Genomic DNA, 17,899 nt, shown 5'->3' on the forward strand with positions numbered 1-17,899 from the left:
CTTAGATATATATTATTTTTGTCGCAATATTATCATTTTTTAGAAAAATGTCAAATTTTATTTACAATAATTTCTAATTGGACAAATTTCACATTTTGGCTTTTGTGGTTTGCATATTGTTTGTCCAAAAGATACTAAAACTTTATTAAGACCAATTTTTTCACTGTCTTCAAAAATATCTTCTATTAGTTTATCTGTTTCTTGAGGTGTTTTAGTCTCTACAATTTTCCAAAGGTTTAATAGTCTATGAACATGTGTATCAACAGCAATATATGGCTTATTATATGCATTTTCCAATACAATTTTTGCAGTTTTTGGACCAACGCCTTTAATAGATGTTAACTCTTTTAAACTATCTGGCACTTTTGAATTATATTTTTCAATCAATATTTTTGTAACATCTAAAATAGATTTTGCTTTTTGATTATAAAATCCAACTGGATATATAAGTTTTGCTATTTTTTCTTTTGATAACTTTATCATATCTTTTGGATTATCTGCTACTTTAAATAGTCTATTTGCTGCTTTAACTGTTACTTCATCTTTTGTTCTAAAACTTAGTAGAGTAGAAATTAAAATAGTATATGGTGTTCTTTTATATTCATATCCTTTAGATAATCTTTTTGCAGGTGCATCCCAATTCTTATACTCATTTTTTAATATCTTAATAACTTTTTTAAGCTCTTTTTTATCCATTATTTTTTCCTATTTATTAAATTTCACTTAAAAGATAGTATAATTATAAAAAAATTTAAGAGGATTTTATGAAAGATTTTTTTGCAAAAAGAATAATACCATGTTTAGATGTAAAAGATGGAAGAGTTGTAAAAGGTGTTAATTTTGTAGGGTTAAAAGATGCTGGTGATCCAGTGGAAGTTGCAAAAAGATATAATGAAGAGGGGGCAGACGAGATAACATTTTTGGATATTACTGCCACTCATGAAAACAGAGAAACTATAGTTCATATAGTTGAAGAGGTTGCAAAAGAGGTTTTTATACCATTGACTGTGGGAGGAGGTATAAGAGATTTAGAAGATATATATAAACTTTTAAATGTGGGTTGTGATAAAGTTAGTATCAATTCAGCTGCTGTAAAAAGACCAGAATTTATAAATGAAGGTGCAAAAAGATTTGGCAGTCAATGTATTGTAGTTGCAATTGATGCAAAAAGAGTAGGTGATAGTTGGAATGTATTTATTGCTGGAGGGAGAATAGACACAGGTAAAGATGCTATTTTATGGGCAAAAGAGGTTTATGATAGAGGAGCAGGTGAAATACTTTTAACCTCTATGGATAAGGATGGTACTAAAAGCGGATATGATTTAGAACTTACAAGAAAAATAAGTGAGGCTGTTGATATTCCGGTAATTGCAAGTGGTGGTGCAGGAACGATGGAACATATAAAAGATGTTTTTACAATAGGAGAAGCAGATGCCGCTCTTGCTGCAAGTATATTCCACTATAGAGAAATTGATATAATGGAGTTAAAGCACTATCTTCAAAAAAATGGAATTCCGGTAAGATTATGATTATATGTGCAGGAAAAAATGAATATTTTTCAATTGCCCATCCGATAGGCGTTGGATTAATTGAAAGTAGTATAAATTTAACAAGACTTGCTTTATTTGATAAACCTGAATTTTTACTCTTTATTGGAACTGCTGGAAGTTATGGAAAATATAATATATTTGATATTATAGAAAGTAGGGGAGCTAGTCAGATTGAATTATCATTTATAGATAAAAATTCATATACACCAATAGATAATGTAATAGTAAGTGAAGGATTAAATGTTTCACATGAAACATTAGTTAATTCATCAAATTATATAACAACAAACAGTAAATATAACGATTTTTTTCTAAAAAATGGAATTGGTGTTGAAAATATGGAATTTTTTTCTGTTTTATCAGTTGCAAAAGAGTATGAAATACCAGCAGGTGGAATATTTGCTGTTACAAATTATTGTGATAAAGATGCCCATAAAAATTTTATAAACAATCAAAAAAAAGCTATGAGAATTTTAGAAGAGTATGTGAGAGAAAAGTTTGGCATTAAAGATTAGTAATTGGTATATTGGTTATTAGTTATTGGAAAAATAATGTTTCTAATATACCAATAACCAATAACTAATTACCAATTACAACAAAAAGGATTTCCTTGAAAAAAAATATTCTTGATTTTACAAAAGAAGAGTTAGAAAAAGAGATTACACCGAAATTTAGAGTAAAACAGATATTTAATTGGATTTATCAAAAATATATTTTTGATTTTGAGAAGATGAGTAATCTTCCAAAAAATTTAAGAGAGGATTTAAAAAATAGTTTTTCAATCGATATTCCAAAAATAGTAAATAAAGAGACAAGTAAAGATGGAAGTATAAAATATCTTTTTTCATTAAAAGATCTACATACAGTAGAGGCAGTGCTTTTGCCTATGAAAAAAGAAGAGTATGATGAAAATGGAAAACTTCTTCAACATGCAAGATATACTATATGTGTTTCATCACAAGTAGGTTGTAAAGTTGGCTGTTCATTTTGTCTAACTGCAAAAGGTGGTTTTTCAAGAGATTTGACTCCTGGTGAAATTGTTGGACAAGTTTTAGCTATTAAAGTAGACAAAAATATTGAAGCAAATAGAAGAGTAAATATTGTATATATGGGAATGGGTGAGCCACTTGATAATTTAGACAATGTGTCTAAAGCTATTAGAATATTTTCAGATGAAAATGGACTAAGTATTGGACCAAGACGTCAAACTATTTCAACTAGTGGTCTTGCACCAAAAATAAAAAAATTAGGAGATATGAATCTTGGTGTACTTCTTGCAATATCTTTACATGCTGTAGATGATAAGCTTAGAGAAGAGCTTATGCCAATAAATAAGGCATATAATATTGAGACAGTAATTAAAGCTGTTAAAGAGTTTCCTATTGACCAAAGAAAAAGAGTAATGTTTGAATATTTAATCATAAAAGATTTAAATGATGATATAAAATCTGCAAAAAAACTTGTTAAACTTTTGAATGGTATAAAGTCAAAAGTAAATTTAATACTTTTTAATCCATATCCAGGATCTCCATATAAAAGACCTGAAATTGAAAAAGTTAAAAATTTTCAAAAATATCTATTAGATCATGGAGTTTTATGTACAATAAGAGAGTCTAAAGGTTTGGATATTAGTGCTGCATGTGGACAATTAAAAGAGAAAAATTTACAATCTTAAAAAGGTTGAGATATGGAAATTCCTTTTAAAAATTATGAGTTAATAATGGCACTTGTTTTAATAATTTCTATCATTTTTATGGTTGTAGCATTTGTAAAGATTACTTTAGAGGGCGAGGATGAAAAAGAATGACACCATTAGATTATTCAATGTTAATAATTATAACTGCTACAGTATTAGCAGGAGTTATTGGATTTATTGTAGTGACTTTTAAGAAAAGAAGTAAATAAAGTATAGTGTGTTAAATTAGTTGAGTACGATGATTATGGTGAGTAAGAAAGTAAGAAAGTGGAAGAGGGGCATAGTGGGATAGGAAGTAAGGGGATAAGGTGGTAAGTGAGCGAGGGTAAAGCGAAGTTTTAAGACAACAACTGCTTGTTGTCTATGCCCAAGCGAAAGCCTTGAGTATATGTGAGTCCGAAAAACAAGGTTTTTCGTGACGAACATTTGAGAGGCGGATTTACCTTGAAGCAAACGAAGTTGAGTAAAGCGAAACAAGTTTGCGGTTAGATTTGAGTGAATGAGGGGATAAGGGGTGAAGCGGGATAGGTTGAAGGTTGAAGTTTGAAGGGAATAAGGGGGGTGAAACGGCCAATTTCCAATGTCCAATGTCTAATGACTAATGTCTAATGTCAATACTCTTTCTACCTCTTTTAAAAAATCATATTTAGAATATATTTTGTAATTTATATCTTTATAATCAAAATCTAAATAGTTTGCATGAAGCATAAGTCTATCTGCACCAGTATGTAAGATTCTTTCTCCTCTTTCTAATTCTTTATCTAAATATTTTATAGCAATTTCAGTATTTACCCCATAAATAGGGTCTCCAACTATTGGGTGTTTCACGTGAAACAGATGCGCTCTTATTTGATGTTGTCTTCCTGTTAGTGGAGTGGCCTCGATTAAAGTTACATCATTTTTAGGAAAATATTTTATTGGCTTTATAAAAGTTTTTGCATTTTTTCCAGATTTATCAATTATAACTTTTAATCTTATATTTGAAAAGTCTCTATTTTTTTTAATTGGCTCATCAATTATTATCTCTTTATCTATTTTTCCTTTTACTAATGCTAGATATTTTTTTTCTATTTTTTTATACTCAAACAGACTCTTTAACTCTTTTTCACTCTCTTTGGTTTTACTTACCAACAAAAGTCCACTAGTCTCTTTATCAATTCTGTGAGTAATATTTGCTTCTTCACCAAACAGTGCTCTCACTTCATCTAACATAGAATATTTTGTTAATCTATTTCTTGGATGAACAATTACACCACTGGGCTTATCAAATATGGCAAAATTATCAGTTTGAAAAATTGGTCTTAAATTTTTTGGATTTGGTTTAAATATTATAACTTCAAATTTTCCTTTTATAGATGCGCTTTTGTCCTTTATGGGTTTGTTATTTTGAAAAACTCTATTTGTATCTATCAATTTTTGTGCTTGAGACTGTGATATTGAAAGTTCTTTCATTAGTAATAAAAAAAGTTTCTTTTTTTCTTTTGAAAAGAGCTCTTTTTTTATAAAGCCCAAACATACTCCTTTATAAGAAAAAGTTATATAAAATTTATTTTTTTAATAGAGAAGGTTTTAAGAATGAATGTGATAATATATCAAAATCTTACATAACAAGCAATCTATAAAAAATCAAAAGGGTAGAGATGGTTGAAAGATATTCACGTAAAGAGATGGCTGATAAATGGACTATGCAGGCAAAATATCAAGCTTGGCTAGATGTTGAGTTAGCTGCAGTAAAAGCATGGAATAGACTAGGGCTTATTCCAAAAGAGGATATGGAAAAGATTTTAAAAAATGCAAAATTTGATATAAAAAGAATTGAAGAGATTGAAAAAGAGACAAAACATGATGTGATAGCTTTTCTAACAAGTGTTGCTGAGAGTTTAGGAGATGAATCAAGATGGGTTCATTATGCAATGACAAGCTCAGATACAATTGATACAGCTGTTGCTCTTCAAATGAGAGATAGCCTAAAGCTTATCATAGAAGATGTAAAAATGGTGATGGAATCAATCAAAAAAAGAGCATTTGAACATAAAATGACTTTGATGGTGGGAAGAAGTCATGGGATTCATGGAGAGCCTATTACTTTTGGTTTAGTACTTGCAATCTGGTACGAAGAGTTTAAAAGACATTTAAAAAATCTAGAAGAGACAATGGATGTTATAAGTGTTGGAAAATTAAGCGGGGCAATGGGAAATTTTGCACATGCTCCGATGGAGCTTGAAGAGTATGTTTGTGAAGAGCTAGGATTAAAGCCTGCTCCAGTTTCAAATCAAGTTGTACAAAGAGATAGATATGCAAGACTTTTTACAACTTTTGCTTTAATTGCTTCTACAATTGAAAAAATTGCTGTAAATATTAGACATTTTCAAAGAACAGAAGTTTATGAGGCAGAAGAGTATTTTAGCAAAGGCCAAAAAGGAAGCTCAGCCATGCCTCATAAAAGAAATCCAGTATTAAGTGAAAATTTAACTGGCCTTGCAAGAGAGATTAGAAGCATGGTTATGCCTGCTCTTGAAAATGTAGCACTTTGGCATGAAAGAGATATAAGCCACTCAAGTGTTGAGAGATTTATTTTACCAGATGGTTTTATAACTCTTGATTTTGCACTGCATAGGCTAAATAATGTAATAGCAAATTTGCTTGTTTATCCAAAAAATATGATGAAAAATCTAAATCTAACAGGAGGGCTTGTATTTAGCCAAAGAGTTTTATTGGAACTTCCTAAAAAAGGTGTAAGCAGAGAAGATGCATATAAAATTGTTCAAAGAAATGCTATGAAAGTTTGGGAAGAGATTCAAGAGGGTCATCCTCCATTAAATGAAAAAGGTGAAAGTCTATTTTTACAATATCTTTTAGAGGATAAAGAGTTAAGAGAAAAGATGAGTGAAGAAGAAATTAGAGAATGTTTTGATTATAACTACTATACAAAAAATGTTGACAAAATATTTGATAGGGTTTTTAAATAGGGGGAAAAATGTTAACAGTTATTAAAAGAAATGGAAGAATTGAGCCGCTTGATATTTCAAAAATACAAAAATATACATTTGCTGCAGTTGCAGGACTTGAGGGTGTTAGCCAAAGCGAACTTGAAGTTGATGCAAAAATACAATTTAGAGATAGAATTACAACAGAGGAGATTCAGCAAACTCTTATTAGAACTGCAGTTGATAAAATAGATGTGGATAGACCAAATTGGACTTTTGTTGCTGCAAGACTATTTTTATACGATCTTTATCATAAAGTAAGTGGCTTTACTGGATATAACCATTTAAGAGACTATTTTGAAAGAGGAGAAAAAGAGGGTCGTATAGTTCCTGGACTTAAAGATAAATATGATCTTGATGATCTAAATAGTTATATAAAGCCAGAGAGGGATCTTCAGTTTACATATCTTGGTATTAAAACATTATATGACAGATATCTTTTAAAAGATAAAAATAATAATCCAATAGAGCTTCCTCAGCACCTTTTTATGGCAGTTGCTATGTTTTTGGCTCAAAATGAGCTAGACTCACAGACTTGGGCAAAAAGATTTTATGATGTTATAAGCAGATTTGAAGTAATGGTTGCAACCCCAACTCTATCAAATGCTAGGACACCCAGACATCAACTTAGTTCATGCTATATCGGTTCAACTCCTGATAATATTGAGGGTATTTTTGATAGTTATAAAGAGATGGCACTTTTGAGTAAATATGGCGGTGGCATAGGATGGGATTGGACAAGAGTTAGAGGAATGGGAAGTTATATTGATGGACATAAAAATGCCGCTGGGGGAATAATTCCATTTTTGAAAATAACAAACGATATAGCAATTGCAGTTGATCAATTAGGTACAAGAAAAGGTGCAATTGCAGTATATATAGAGCCGTGGCATATTGATATAAAAGACTTTTTGGATTTAAAGAAAAACTCTGGGGAGGAAAGAAGAAGGGCTCATGATCTTTTTCCTGCATTATGGATAAATGATCTTTTTATGAAAAGAGTTCAAGAGGATGGTATTTGGACACTATTTGACCCTTATGAGACAAAAGATTTAAGTGAAGTTTGGGGAGAAGAGTTTGAGAAAAAGTATTGTGAGTATGAAAAAAGAGATGATATTATAAAAGAGAGAGTAAGAGCAAAAGAGCTTTGGAAGAAGATTCTTCTTAGCTATTTTGAGACTGGAAGTCCATTTTTATGTTTTAAAGATAATGCAAACAGATGTAATCCAAATGGGCATTTTGGAATTATTAGAAGCAGTAACCTTTGTACAGAGATTTTTCAAAACACTGAACCAAACTATTACAAAGTAAAAGTTAAATTTGAAGATGGAAGTGTAAAACTTTTTGATGAATTTGAAGATGTTGAAGTGGATGGTGGAATTGTTAAAAAAGCTAAAAAAATTACTGCACTTGATAGTATAAATGGGAAAAAAGTTTTTATTGTTGAAAAAGAGAAAGTTGATGGAGCAACAGCAGTTTGTAACCTGGCAAGTATTAATCTAAGCAAAGTAAATAAAAAAGAGGATATCGAAAGAGTTGTTCCAATTGCTATAAGAATGCTTGATAATGTAATTGATCTAAATTTTTATCCTCTTGAGAAAGTCAAAAACACAAATTTAAAAACAAGAGCTATTGGTTTAGGAGTTATGGGTGAAGCCCAAATGCTTGCAGAGCATAAAATAGAGTGGGGAAGTGATGAGCATTTAAATAAAATCGATGAGATAATGGAAGCTATTAGCTATAATGCAATAAAAGCATCATCAAATTTGGCTCTTGAAAAGGGAAGATATCCTGAATTTGAAGGATCAAACTGGTCAAAAGGAATACTTCCAATAGATGTTGCAAATAAAGAAGCAAAAAAGTTAACTCCAAATAGGGGAGGACTTTTTGGATATACATATGATTGGAATGCATTAAGAGAAAAAGTAAAAAAAGATGGTATGAGAAATGGATATTTAATGGCAATTGCTCCAACAAGTTCTATATCAATTTTAACTGGGACAACTCAGACTATTGAGCCTGTGTATAAAAGAAAATGGTTTGAAGAGAATTTAAGTGGTCTTATTCCTGTTGTTGTGCCAAATCTATCACCTGAGACTTGGCAATATTATACTCCAGCATATGACCTTGACCAAAGAGTATTAATAAAAGCGGCTGCAGTTAGACAAAAGTGGATCGATCAAGGACAAAGCGTCAACATTTTTATACGCCTTGATAAAGCAAGTGGTAAATATCTTCATGAAATATATACTTTGGCTTGGAAACTTGGATTAAAATCGACTTACTATTTAAGAAGTCAATCTCCAGAAGTTGCAACAGATGTTGCTGATAGAAGTATGGAGTGTCTTGGATGTCAATAAAAATTATTCAAGGAGATATTACAAAACTTAAAGTTGATGCAATTGTAAATGCAGCTAATCCCTCCCTTTTAGGTGGGGGTGGAGTAGATGGCGCAATACACAAAGCTGCAGGACCAAAACTTTTGGAAGAGTGCAAAACATTGGGTGGAGCAAATCCAGGAGATGCAAAAATTACCCATGGATACAATTTGCCATCTCTTTGGGTTATACATACTCCAGGTCCAATTTGGCATGGAGGAGATAAAGGTGAAGAGGAGATTTTAAAAAGAAGTTATGAAAATTCAATGTGTATTGCAAGAAGTTATCATCTAAAATCGATAGCTTTTCCTTCAATTAGTACAGGAGTTTATGGATATCCAATAGAGAAAGCTTCAGTTGTTGCTCTAAATAGTGTAAATTGGTTCTTAAAAAATTGTGCCTATTATGAGATGGAAGTAATTTTTGTTTTACATTCAAAAAAAGATTTTGATGTTTATATTAAAAATGCAAAACTATTGGGAATAGAATATGAATTGTAAAAATAAGTTAACTCCTTTTGAATATCATGTGATGTTTGAAAAAGCAACTGAGCCACCATTTAGTAGTGAGCTATTAAAAGAGAAAAGAGAAGGCATTTATGTTTGTAAATGCTGTAAAACTCCTCTATTTAGTTCCAATGCTAAATTTGATAGTGGAACTGGATGGCCAAGTTTTTATGAGCCTATAAAAAAAGGTGTAATAAAAGAAAAAAGAGATACAAGTTATGGAATGGAGAGAATTGAAGTTTTATGTAAAAATTGCTCTGCACATTTAGGACATGTTTTTAATGATGGGCCAGCTCCAACTTTTCTTCGATACTGCATTAATGGAATCTGTTTAGAATTTATCCCTAAAAATAGTTAATTATTATAAAAGTTATAAGAGAATATAATTTCACAAAAATAAAGGAGGATAAATGAAACAGATTCAACTTATGGAAAAATATCCAGTTTTTGTTTTAGAAGTAATGAAAGATGAAACTACATTTAAAAATGCTGATGAAATAATTCACTATTTAAAAGAGCGAGTTTATGAACATAAAATTGCAGAGTTTATAGGAGTTTTTGAGCATTATATGCATACGAAAAATTTAGAAGAGGGAAGTATTGCTGAAGATATAATTGATGCTAAAAATATAATATTTTGTTTTGGAAAACAGCTTCCTAAATGTGAAGTTTTGGCAGTTAGGCCAAGAAGTATAGGTGTTTGTGAAAAGGAAGATAAATTTATAATATCTTTTATGGAAGCCCCAAATGCTGAAGGAAATGCTGCAATGGAAGAGTGGGTTAAAAATATAAAAAATAGATAAAATTAGACATTAGTCATTAAGTCATTGGTCATTTGGTTATTAGTTCATTAGAAATTGGGAATTGGGAATTAGTGTTGAGTGCTGAGTTTTTAACGTTATTGCTAAATCCTTCCACCCTCAACCTTCACTGCTTCACCTCTTTTACCAATAATCAATCACCAATATACCATTGTCTAAAGTCTAATGACTAATGACTAATGACTTCTCACTCACCTTACTCAACCATTAAACTACTCAACTATTAATAAACTCATCAACGCTATCATAAAATTCAACAATTTTTAAAAAATTTTCATCAAAACAGTTAAAATTTTTATACTCTTTTCCAATCAATACAATTCTTATATCTGGCATAAATTTTCCATATTTCAGTGCTGCAACCATAAAAATCTCATTTAATGTTCCTATGCTACCTTTTTGTGCAATAAAAAGTTTACTATCTTGGATTAAAATTTTTAATCTATCAAAAAGATTATCAGTTGTGATTTTTTTTGTTAAATATGGATTTTTTAATCTTATCTCATCAAATTTTTGAATAGTTACGCCAATACACTCTCCTTTTGCTTTTTTTACTCCAATACTTACAGCTTCCATCAATCCACCATATCCACCACACTTAACAATATATCCATTTTTTGCAAGGAAAAATCCAAGCTCAATTCCATCTTTATACTCTTTTGAATTTTTATCTATTACAGAAGCTCCGAAAGTTGTGGCAAATTTCATACGATTTTCCTTTATGATAAAATACGATTTTAATTATAAAAAGATGTCTATAAACTTTTTATAAAAAGAGTTTGTAGACAACTTAGGAGGATCAATATGATATATCATAGAAAAAAGATTTATAATCCAGAGTCTCATGAAAGTGTAAATGAGAGGAAAATTTTTGGAGGAGATCCAACAGGAATTTTTGAATTGAATAAAATAAAATATCAATGGGCATACAATTTATGGGAGATGATGCTTGCAAATACATGGTTCCCTAAAGAAGTTGATATGACAGGTGATGCGAGGGACTATAAACTTTTAACAGATGCAGAAAAACTTGCATATGATAAAGTTTTAGCTCAGCTAATTTTTATGGATAGTCTTCAAACAAACAATCTAATAGATAATGTAAATCCATATATTACAGCTCCTGAGATAAATTTAATTCTTGTTAGGCAAGCTTTTGAAGAGGCTTTACATTCACAAAGCTATGCTGTTATGGTTGATAGTATTAGTCAAAATACAGATGAGATATATGAGCTTTGGAGAGAGGATTTAAAACTTAAACAAAAAAATGACTATATTGCTAAAGTTTATGAAGATTTGGCAAAAAATCCAAGTGATGAAAATATTGTAAAAGCAATGTTTGCAAATCAGATTTTAGAAGGTATATATTTTTATAGTGGATTTACATATATGTATACACTGGCTAGAAGCGGAAAAATGCTAGGCTCTGCTCAGATGATAAGATTTATTCAAAGAGATGAGGTAACACATCTTTTAATTTTTCAAAATATGATAAATACAACAAAAAAAGAGAGACCTGAACTATTTACAAAAGAGCTGATAGATGATGTTTATAAAATGTTTGAAGGTGCAGTTGAGCTTGAGAGCAGTTGGGGAAAATATATAACTCAAGGACAGATTTTAGGTTTAACTGATGAATTAATTGAGCAATATATAAAATATCTTGCAGATGATAGATTGCAAAGAGTTGGGTTAGAACCTATGTATAATGTAGAGCATCCTATAAAATGGGTGGATGATTTTAGTAAATTTAATGATCAAAAAACTAACTTTTTTGAAGGAAATGTTACAAACTATTCTAAAGGAAGTTTAGATTTTGATGACTTCTAAAAATTTATGTTCTTTACAATTTAAAACCAGCGAAAATTTTGAAAAAAATCTGCTGGTTTTAAAAAATCTAATAAAATCAACTCCAAAAAATTCAATTATAGTTGCTCCTGAGGTATGTTTAACAGGATTTGCTTATGATAGATTTGATGAAGCGGCTAATTTTAGTAAACAAGCTATAAAAGAGATTTTGCCACTTACCGATAATAAAATAGTTACATTTACAACAATTGAGAAAAAAGAGGATGGTTTTTATAATATTGCTAAAGTTATATATAAAAAAGAGATTGTTTATGAACAGCCAAAAGTTAAACTTTTTAAGTTTGGTGGAGAGACTGAATATTTTGAAGCTGGTAGTTTAGATGATATTAAAATTTTTGAAATAGATGGAATAAAGTTTGGTTTATTAATATGTTTTGAGTTAAGATTTTTAGAAATTTGGCAAAGATTAAAAGGTGCTGATATAATTTTAGTCCCAGCTATGTGGGGAAAACTTAGAAAAAAACATTTTGAGCAATTTACTGAGGCTTTAGCAGTTATGAATCAATGTTTTGTAATTGCAAGCGATAGTGCAAATGATGATATGGCAAAAAGTAGTGCAATAATTTCACCTTTTGGTGAAGTTTTTAGAGATGATAGATTAGTAAAACTTTGTAAAAATTGCGATTTAAATGAAATTAGAAAAATGAGAAGATATATGGATATAGGTTTATGAGTTTTTTTATAAAAAAAATTGAATCCCAAAAATGTGAAAAATTAGCAGAAGATATAGATAAAATTTTCCCTTTAGAAAAAGATATAAAAAAGGCTATATCAAAAACTCCAAGGGAGATATTTGTCCCAATTGGTTTTAAACATTTAGCATATAAGCTAGATGCACTGCCAATTTCTGCAAATCAATGGATAAGCTCTCCTCTGACAGTTGCCAAAATGACACAATATTTAATACCAGAAGGTGCAGATAGTGTTTTGGAAATTGGTTGTGGAAGCGGATATCAAGCTGCAATTTTAAGTCAACTCTTTAGAAGAGTTTTTAGTGTAGAAAGAGTAGAAAAACTGGTAAGTGAAGCTAAAAAAAGATTTAAAGAGTTGGATTTAATAAATATAAATGTAAGATATTCTGATGGCCTTTTAGGGTGGAGAGAATTTAGCCCTTATGATAGGATCTTATTTTCTGCTTCGATAACAAATATCCCTGAAACTATTTTTGAACAACTTTCATCAAATAAAGGTATTCTTGTTGCACCTATACAAAAAGATAATAGACAAATAATTACTAGATTTATTAAGAATGGTAATTTCATTAAAAAAGAGGAGCTAGAGGAGTGCCTTTTTGTTCCAACTAAAAAAGGTACAGTTTAAAAGGAGATTTTATGAAATATGTAGATATGAGTAGTGAAGAGTTTTTAAATGAGCTTGAAAAAACTAAAAAATTTACTGATAAAGTTTGTAAGCAGTTTGGATGGGTATATAATCCAAATGAGGAGGTTAATGAGGGTGTAACAATGGGTTTGGCTAGAAATAAGTTGATGTATGGAAAAAGATTTTGTCCATGTTTTATGGTTGAAGAGGTAGATGGAAAATTTAAAAGTGTAGATGATAGGATTTGCCCATGTAAACCGGCAATTGAAAAAGAGATTCCGCAAGAGGGAAAATGTCATTGCGGGATATTTTGTACACCAGAATATGCAAAAACACATAAACAATGATGCAAGAAATATGCCTAAAAATAGGAATTGTTGCAATTATAAAATAAGAGTGCTACAATTTGATTGCAAATTTTTAACTTTTGAAAAGGTTTAAAAATGAAGATAAACGATTTTGACAAACTTGGCTTAACAGGTGTCAAAAATATATACTACAATCTTAGTTTTGATGAACTATTTCGTCATGAATTAGAACAAAAAGAGGGTGTTGAGACGAAGTTAGGTGCTGTTGCTGTAGATACTGGTATTTTTACTGGACGTAGTCCAAAAGATAAATATTTTGTAAAGCAGCCTCCTAGTGAAAAATATATAGCTTGGGGAGAGATAAATCAACCAATCTCAAAAGAGATATTTGATGAACTTTTTGAAAAGACAAAAGAGTATCTCTCAAACAAAGATATCTATATTATGGATGCATTTGCTGGAGCCAGCGATAAAAGTAAAAAAGCCATAAGAGTTGTTACAGAAATTGCTTGGCAGGCACATTTTGTAAAAAATATGTTTATTAGGCCAACCGATGAGGAGCTAAAAGATTTTCATCCAGATTTTACTCTATATGTAGCAGCAGATTTGAAAAATGATAGATGGAAAGAGCATGGTTTAAATTCTGATGTTTTTATTGTATTTAATATAGAAGAAAATATTGCTATTATTGGTGGAACTTGGTATGGAGGAGAGATAAAAAAAGGTGTATTTTCAATGATGAATTATTGGCTTCCTCTTGAAAATAAACTATCTATGCACTGTTCTGCAAATATTGGTGATAAAGATGATGTTGCACTATTTTTTGGGCTTAGTGGAACAGGAAAAACTACACTTAGTGCAGATCCAAACAGAAGACTTATTGGTGATGATGAGCATGGATGGGATGATGAGGGAGTCTTTAATTTTGAAGGCGGCTGCTATGCAAAAGTTATTGGCCTTGATGCACAAAAAGAGCCAGATATTTATGCAGCAATAAAAAGAGATGCTCTTTTAGAAAATGTTGTTGTAGATGAGAGTGGAAATGTAGACTTTGAAGATGCAAGCAAAACAGAAAATACAAGAGTAAGCTATCCAATTTATCATATTTGCAAACATAAAGAGGATTTAAAAGGTCCTCATCCAAAAAATATAATATTTTTAAGTGCTGATGCTTTTGGAGTCCTTCCGCCTGTTTCTAAGCTTACAAAAGAGCAAGCAATGTACTATTTTCTAAGTGGCTATACTGCCAAAGTTGCCGGAACTGAAAGAGGTATCACTGAGCCTGTAGCAACATTTAGTGCATGCTTTGGAGAGGCTTTCTTGCCACTTCATCCAACTGTTTATGCAAAGCTTCTTGGTGAAAAGATTGATAAACATAATGTTAACGTATATTTAGTCAATACTGGATGGACCGGAGGTCCATATGGAGTAGGCCAAAGAATGAGCCTTCCTGCAACAAGAGCTTGTATAAATGCAATTTTAGATGGCTCTATTAATGATAGTGAGTTTGAAACTCTTCCAATATTTAATCTCTCTATCCCAAAATCTGTAAAAGACGTTGATTCTGCAATTTTAAACCCAAGAAATACTTGGGATGATAAAGAGGCTTATGATAAGCAGTTAGAGCATCTTGCAAAACTTTTTATAGATAATTTCAAAAGATATGAGGGATTTGGAAATTTTGATTATTCAAAAGCTGGTCCACAATTATAAAAGGAGTTGGTGAGTTAATTACTCACCACTCAAAATCTTAAATACTCCAAAACTTTTCTCTTTTCCTGTTAATACATAATATAGTTCATAATAGTTGTTTATTATATATTCAAAATCTTTTTTACTTTCGCTATCGCAGGCAATCAATATCTCATCATCTTGTTCAATTTTTAAATCTTCTGATGGGAATAGATAGATTTTATTTTTTCTTTTTAAAAGTAAAAATATTAAATTAATCTTTTTAGTGTAATCTTCTCTTGATCTTATTAAATGAAAAAGCCTTATATCTTTGCCGTTATTTAATTCATTATATAAAGCGTAAGCATTTTCTTGATCAAGCCTCATCTCATGCAAAAGCGGGTTTTCTCCAATTCTATTTTTTATAGTTTTAACTACTTTTTCTCCCCAATCATCATCTTGCTGTCTTATTAGTTTTATAAATCTGTTTGCAAGAGGTTTTGCTATAAAATTAAATGTTATATCTGCTAAAATCTCTTCTAAAATGTATACTCTATCTATTCTTGCAGCTTTAAATATACTAATATCATCAAGAGTATTTTCTCTAGCAATTGTATAAATATTTGGATTTAGCTTTTTAGCTGTTGATAAAATAGTTAAATTTATTAAATCATCTTTTGTTGCAGCAATTATTGCACTGGCCTCTTTTATGCCTGCTTTTAATAAGATATCAATATCTTCAGCATCTCCGTAAATAGAGCTATGCTTTTCTTCTTGATATCTATTTGCAACAATATCAATATGGGATGTTTCAATACCAGCCTTTTTTAGCCAAAGGTCTAAAGCATGTCCCATTCTTCCATAACCACATATAATATATTTTCCTTTTGGTAAGACTTCTCTTTTTCTTATTTTTAAAATATGCCCAAATATCCACTGTTCAAGTATCCAAATATTTGGCTTTGTAAGAGCTAGATAGATTCTTTTTGAGATTATTTTAAATGGATTTTCTATATGTCTAATACCTATATTTTGTAAATGCTCTGTATGCTCTTTTGTGGTTGATTTTACTATTACATCTACTCTTTTATTTAAAAGTTTACTCATAAGAGCAACTTTTGCATTTTTTGCATCATCTTCAAAAAGAGCAACAACAGCTTTACAATTTTTTTTGTGAATTCCTGATATTTTTAAAATATTTGGATCTGTGGCTTCAGCTGCAATAGCTGGAACTTCTGGATGAAAATTTTCAAGCTCAAGCTCATTTATTTTATTTTCATCTTTATCAATAACTACAACTCTTATTCCCTCTTTATTTAGTCTATGAATTATATTTTTTGTTACATTGTTATATCCTAAAATGATAATAAACTCTTCTGTTAGACTTTCAACTTTATTTTTAAATCTTGTTAATGATATCTCTCTTGCAAGTTTTTTATCTTGAATTAGAGCAATTATTGTACCTATTCCATAAAACCATCCAATTACTGTTAGATAGATACATGCACTTACCCACATTCTTTGTGGATATGTAAATTCATATGGAGCTTCACCAAAACCTATTGTTGAGGCCATATAGCTAACAAAATAGAAAGCATCAAAAAAATTCATATGGTAAGGGTTGCCATTTGCATCCCTACCCTCTATTAACATAAGACCAATTATTGAGATGGAAAAAGTAACAATAATAACTAAAAATGGTATCCGCATTCTGCGGATAATTATCCAAGCTGAATTTGATTCCATTTTTTATCTTTTCGATTTTAATGTATCACCAATAAATAGTAAAACAGATACTATGTTTGCTAAAAGAGCACCGCCAGATAGTGATACTATCGCTGTTGTAGCTTCAACATTTAATCCTCCAAAAGCGTACTCAGCAATAGCCCAGACGCTTGCACTTGCTATCAATTGAATGTCTGCAACAAGACTTGTTGCAAGTAAAACTGAGCCAAGTTGTGTTTTGTCTCCAAACTTTAAAATCGTTGCAATTAAATTTATAATAATCGCTGCAAATAGCTCATATGCACTATGCTGTTCTATAATAGTTGGATCTCCATAAAAAAATCCAAAATTTATTGTCATTGCCAATATAAAGAAAAAACCTGACAAAACTTTTTGAAGATTCATATTATTCCTTGTTGATTGAATTTGCTATTAGTTTATGATTAAAAAGCTTTTTTTTTAATTAAACTATTTTTATTCAAAAATTTTGATAAAAGCTATATAAATTAATTATTTTTATAAATAATATAACTTTTTGTAAAATTACTAAAAAATTATGGAGGAAAAAATGCCTAAAAGAATAAATTGGTGGCAAGGTGGTATATTAATAGCTATTATTGTACTTTTTACATTTTCAATTTTTGGGGCTGATAGACCTGTTGGGGCATCTACTGCCATAGCATATTTTGGTAGTGAGATGTTTGGTTTAGGAGAGAGTGAATATGGAAAAAAAATAGCAAAAAGCGGTTCATGGGAGGTTGTTTTTTTAATAGGTGTATTAATTGGAGGATTTTTAACATCTGTTTTTATTACAAAAACATTTAGATTTAGAGTTTTACCTCCTTTATGGAAAAAACATAAAAATTCAAGTGTACCTTCAAGGCTTTTTTGGAGTTTTATAGGAGGGTTTTTAGTTGTTTTTGGAGCAAGATTTGCTGGAGGTTGTACTAGTGGGCATTTTTTAAGTGGCGCAAGTCAAACAGCTATTAGTGGATTGATTTTTGGTGGAGTTGTAATTGTTGTATTAATATTAACTGGAAGACTTTTTTATAAAAATTTATAGGAGTA

Annotated in this window: 18 protein-coding genes and 1 pseudogene; 14 read left to right on the forward strand and 5 right to left on the reverse strand. The window is 30.3% G+C overall.

Features of this window, described 5'->3' with window-relative positions; all coding sequences use genetic code 11:
• Positions 1-57: 57 nt before the first annotated feature.
• Positions 58-696: an endonuclease III domain-containing protein gene (locus tag QML81_RS03555; RefSeq protein WP_281951813.1), complete on the reverse strand. Its 639-nt coding sequence runs from the start codon at positions 694-696 to the stop codon at positions 58-60.
• 68 nt (positions 697-764) lie between these two features.
• Between QML81_RS03555 and hisF the strand changes: the two genes are divergently transcribed.
• The 3 genes from hisF (at position 765) to rlmN (ending at position 3,225) form a co-directional block, all read left to right on the forward strand.
• Positions 765-1,529, forward strand: coding sequence for an imidazole glycerol phosphate synthase subunit HisF (hisF, locus tag QML81_RS03560; RefSeq protein ID WP_281951814.1), 765 nt, complete (start codon positions 765-767; stop codon positions 1,527-1,529).
• Positions 1,526-2,065 (forward strand): phosphorylase family protein, encoded by a 540-nt coding sequence (locus QML81_RS03565; protein WP_281951815.1) that lies wholly within the window; start codon positions 1,526-1,528, stop codon positions 2,063-2,065. The genes hisF and QML81_RS03565 overlap by 4 nt, the downstream gene beginning before the upstream one ends.
• Before the next feature lie 89 nt (positions 2,066-2,154).
• Complete coding sequence (rlmN, locus tag QML81_RS03570; RefSeq protein WP_425596323.1) at positions 2,155-3,225, forward strand: dual-specificity RNA methyltransferase RlmN; 1,071 nt, start codon at positions 2,155-2,157, stop codon at positions 3,223-3,225.
• A 612-nt stretch (positions 3,226-3,837) separates the two neighbouring features.
• Here rlmN and QML81_RS03575 read toward each other — a convergent pair.
• Positions 3,838-4,758 (reverse strand): RluA family pseudouridine synthase, encoded by a 921-nt coding sequence (locus tag QML81_RS03575; RefSeq protein ID WP_281951817.1) that lies wholly within the window; start codon positions 4,756-4,758, stop codon positions 3,838-3,840.
• Positions 4,759-4,886: 128 nt separating this feature from the next.
• On the opposite strand from QML81_RS03575, the gene purB reads away from it, so the two are divergent.
• The 5 genes from purB to QML81_RS03600 are packed head-to-tail and all read left to right on the forward strand — an operon-like array spanning position 4,887 to position 9,920.
• Positions 4,887-6,215, forward strand: a complete 1,329-nt coding sequence (purB, locus tag QML81_RS03580; RefSeq protein WP_281951818.1) for an adenylosuccinate lyase — start codon at positions 4,887-4,889, stop codon at positions 6,213-6,215.
• Positions 6,216-6,223: 8 nt separating this feature from the next.
• Positions 6,224-8,593, forward strand: coding sequence for a ribonucleoside-diphosphate reductase subunit alpha (locus tag QML81_RS03585; protein WP_281951819.1), 2,370 nt, complete (start codon positions 6,224-6,226; stop codon positions 8,591-8,593).
• Positions 8,584-9,111 (forward strand): macro domain-containing protein, encoded by a 528-nt coding sequence (locus tag QML81_RS03590; protein WP_281951820.1) that lies wholly within the window; start codon positions 8,584-8,586, stop codon positions 9,109-9,111. Before QML81_RS03585 ends, QML81_RS03590 begins: the two co-directional genes overlap by 10 nt.
• The gene (gene msrB, locus QML81_RS03595) at positions 9,101-9,475 is read left to right on the forward strand and encodes a peptide-methionine (R)-S-oxide reductase MsrB (RefSeq protein WP_281951821.1); all 375 of its coding nucleotides are present in this window, start codon (positions 9,101-9,103) and stop codon (positions 9,473-9,475) included. The genes QML81_RS03590 and msrB overlap by 11 nt, the downstream gene beginning before the upstream one ends.
• 52 nt (positions 9,476-9,527) lie before the next feature.
• On the forward strand, positions 9,528-9,920 hold the full coding sequence (locus QML81_RS03600) for a DUF6858 family protein (protein WP_281951822.1): 393 nt from the start codon (positions 9,528-9,530) through the stop codon (positions 9,918-9,920).
• 234 nt (positions 9,921-10,154) lie between these two features.
• On the opposite strand, the gene QML81_RS03605 is transcribed toward QML81_RS03600, so the two are convergent.
• A complete protein-coding gene (locus QML81_RS03605) occupies positions 10,155-10,646 on the reverse strand; it encodes an LOG family protein (protein WP_281951823.1) in 492 nt (163 codons plus the stop codon).
• A gap of 96 nt (positions 10,647-10,742) precedes the next feature.
• Between QML81_RS03605 and QML81_RS03610 the strand changes: the two genes are divergently transcribed.
• From QML81_RS03610 to pckA, 5 genes and pseudogenes are all read left to right on the forward strand, one after another.
• Positions 10,743-11,768: a ribonucleotide-diphosphate reductase subunit beta gene (locus tag QML81_RS03610; RefSeq protein ID WP_281951824.1), complete on the forward strand. Its 1,026-nt coding sequence runs from the start codon at positions 10,743-10,745 to the stop codon at positions 11,766-11,768.
• On the forward strand, positions 11,758-12,480 hold the full coding sequence (locus QML81_RS03615) for a carbon-nitrogen hydrolase family protein (protein WP_281951825.1): 723 nt from the start codon (positions 11,758-11,760) through the stop codon (positions 12,478-12,480). Before QML81_RS03610 ends, QML81_RS03615 begins: the two co-directional genes overlap by 11 nt.
• Entirely contained in the window at positions 12,477-13,127 is a 651-nt protein-coding gene (locus QML81_RS03620; RefSeq protein ID WP_281951826.1) for a protein-L-isoaspartate(D-aspartate) O-methyltransferase, read from the forward strand. The genes QML81_RS03615 and QML81_RS03620 overlap by 4 nt, the downstream gene beginning before the upstream one ends.
• 11 nt (positions 13,128-13,138) lie before the next feature.
• Positions 13,139-13,459 (forward strand): annotated as a pseudogene (locus QML81_RS03625) (ferredoxin-thioredoxin reductase catalytic domain-containing protein); the annotation flags it as partial.
• Between the two features lie 111 nt (positions 13,460-13,570).
• The gene (pckA, locus tag QML81_RS03630) at positions 13,571-15,148 is read left to right on the forward strand and encodes a phosphoenolpyruvate carboxykinase (ATP) (protein WP_281951828.1); all 1,578 of its coding nucleotides are present in this window, start codon (positions 13,571-13,573) and stop codon (positions 15,146-15,148) included.
• 18 nt (positions 15,149-15,166) lie between these two features.
• On the opposite strand, the gene QML81_RS03635 is transcribed toward pckA, so the two are convergent.
• On the reverse strand, positions 15,167-16,852 hold the full coding sequence (locus QML81_RS03635; RefSeq protein ID WP_281951829.1) for a potassium channel family protein: 1,686 nt from the start codon (positions 16,850-16,852) through the stop codon (positions 15,167-15,169).
• A gap of 3 nt (positions 16,853-16,855) precedes the next feature.
• Positions 16,856-17,236 carry a DUF6394 family protein gene (locus QML81_RS03640; protein ID WP_281951830.1) on the reverse strand — a complete coding sequence of 127 codons (381 nt, stop codon included), beginning with the start codon at positions 17,234-17,236 and terminating at the stop codon, positions 16,856-16,858.
• A gap of 163 nt (positions 17,237-17,399) precedes the next feature.
• Here QML81_RS03640 and QML81_RS03645 point away from each other — a divergent pair, with 163 nt between their 5' ends.
• Positions 17,400-17,894 carry a YeeE/YedE thiosulfate transporter family protein gene (locus QML81_RS03645; RefSeq protein WP_281951831.1) on the forward strand — a complete coding sequence of 165 codons (495 nt, stop codon included), beginning with the start codon at positions 17,400-17,402 and terminating at the stop codon, positions 17,892-17,894.
• Positions 17,895-17,899: the final 5 nt, after the last annotated feature.

The sequence above is a fragment of the Nitrosophilus kaiyonis genome, assembly GCF_027943725.1.
GTDB lineage: Bacteria > Campylobacterota > Campylobacteria > Campylobacterales > Nitratiruptoraceae > Nitrosophilus_A > Nitrosophilus_A kaiyonis.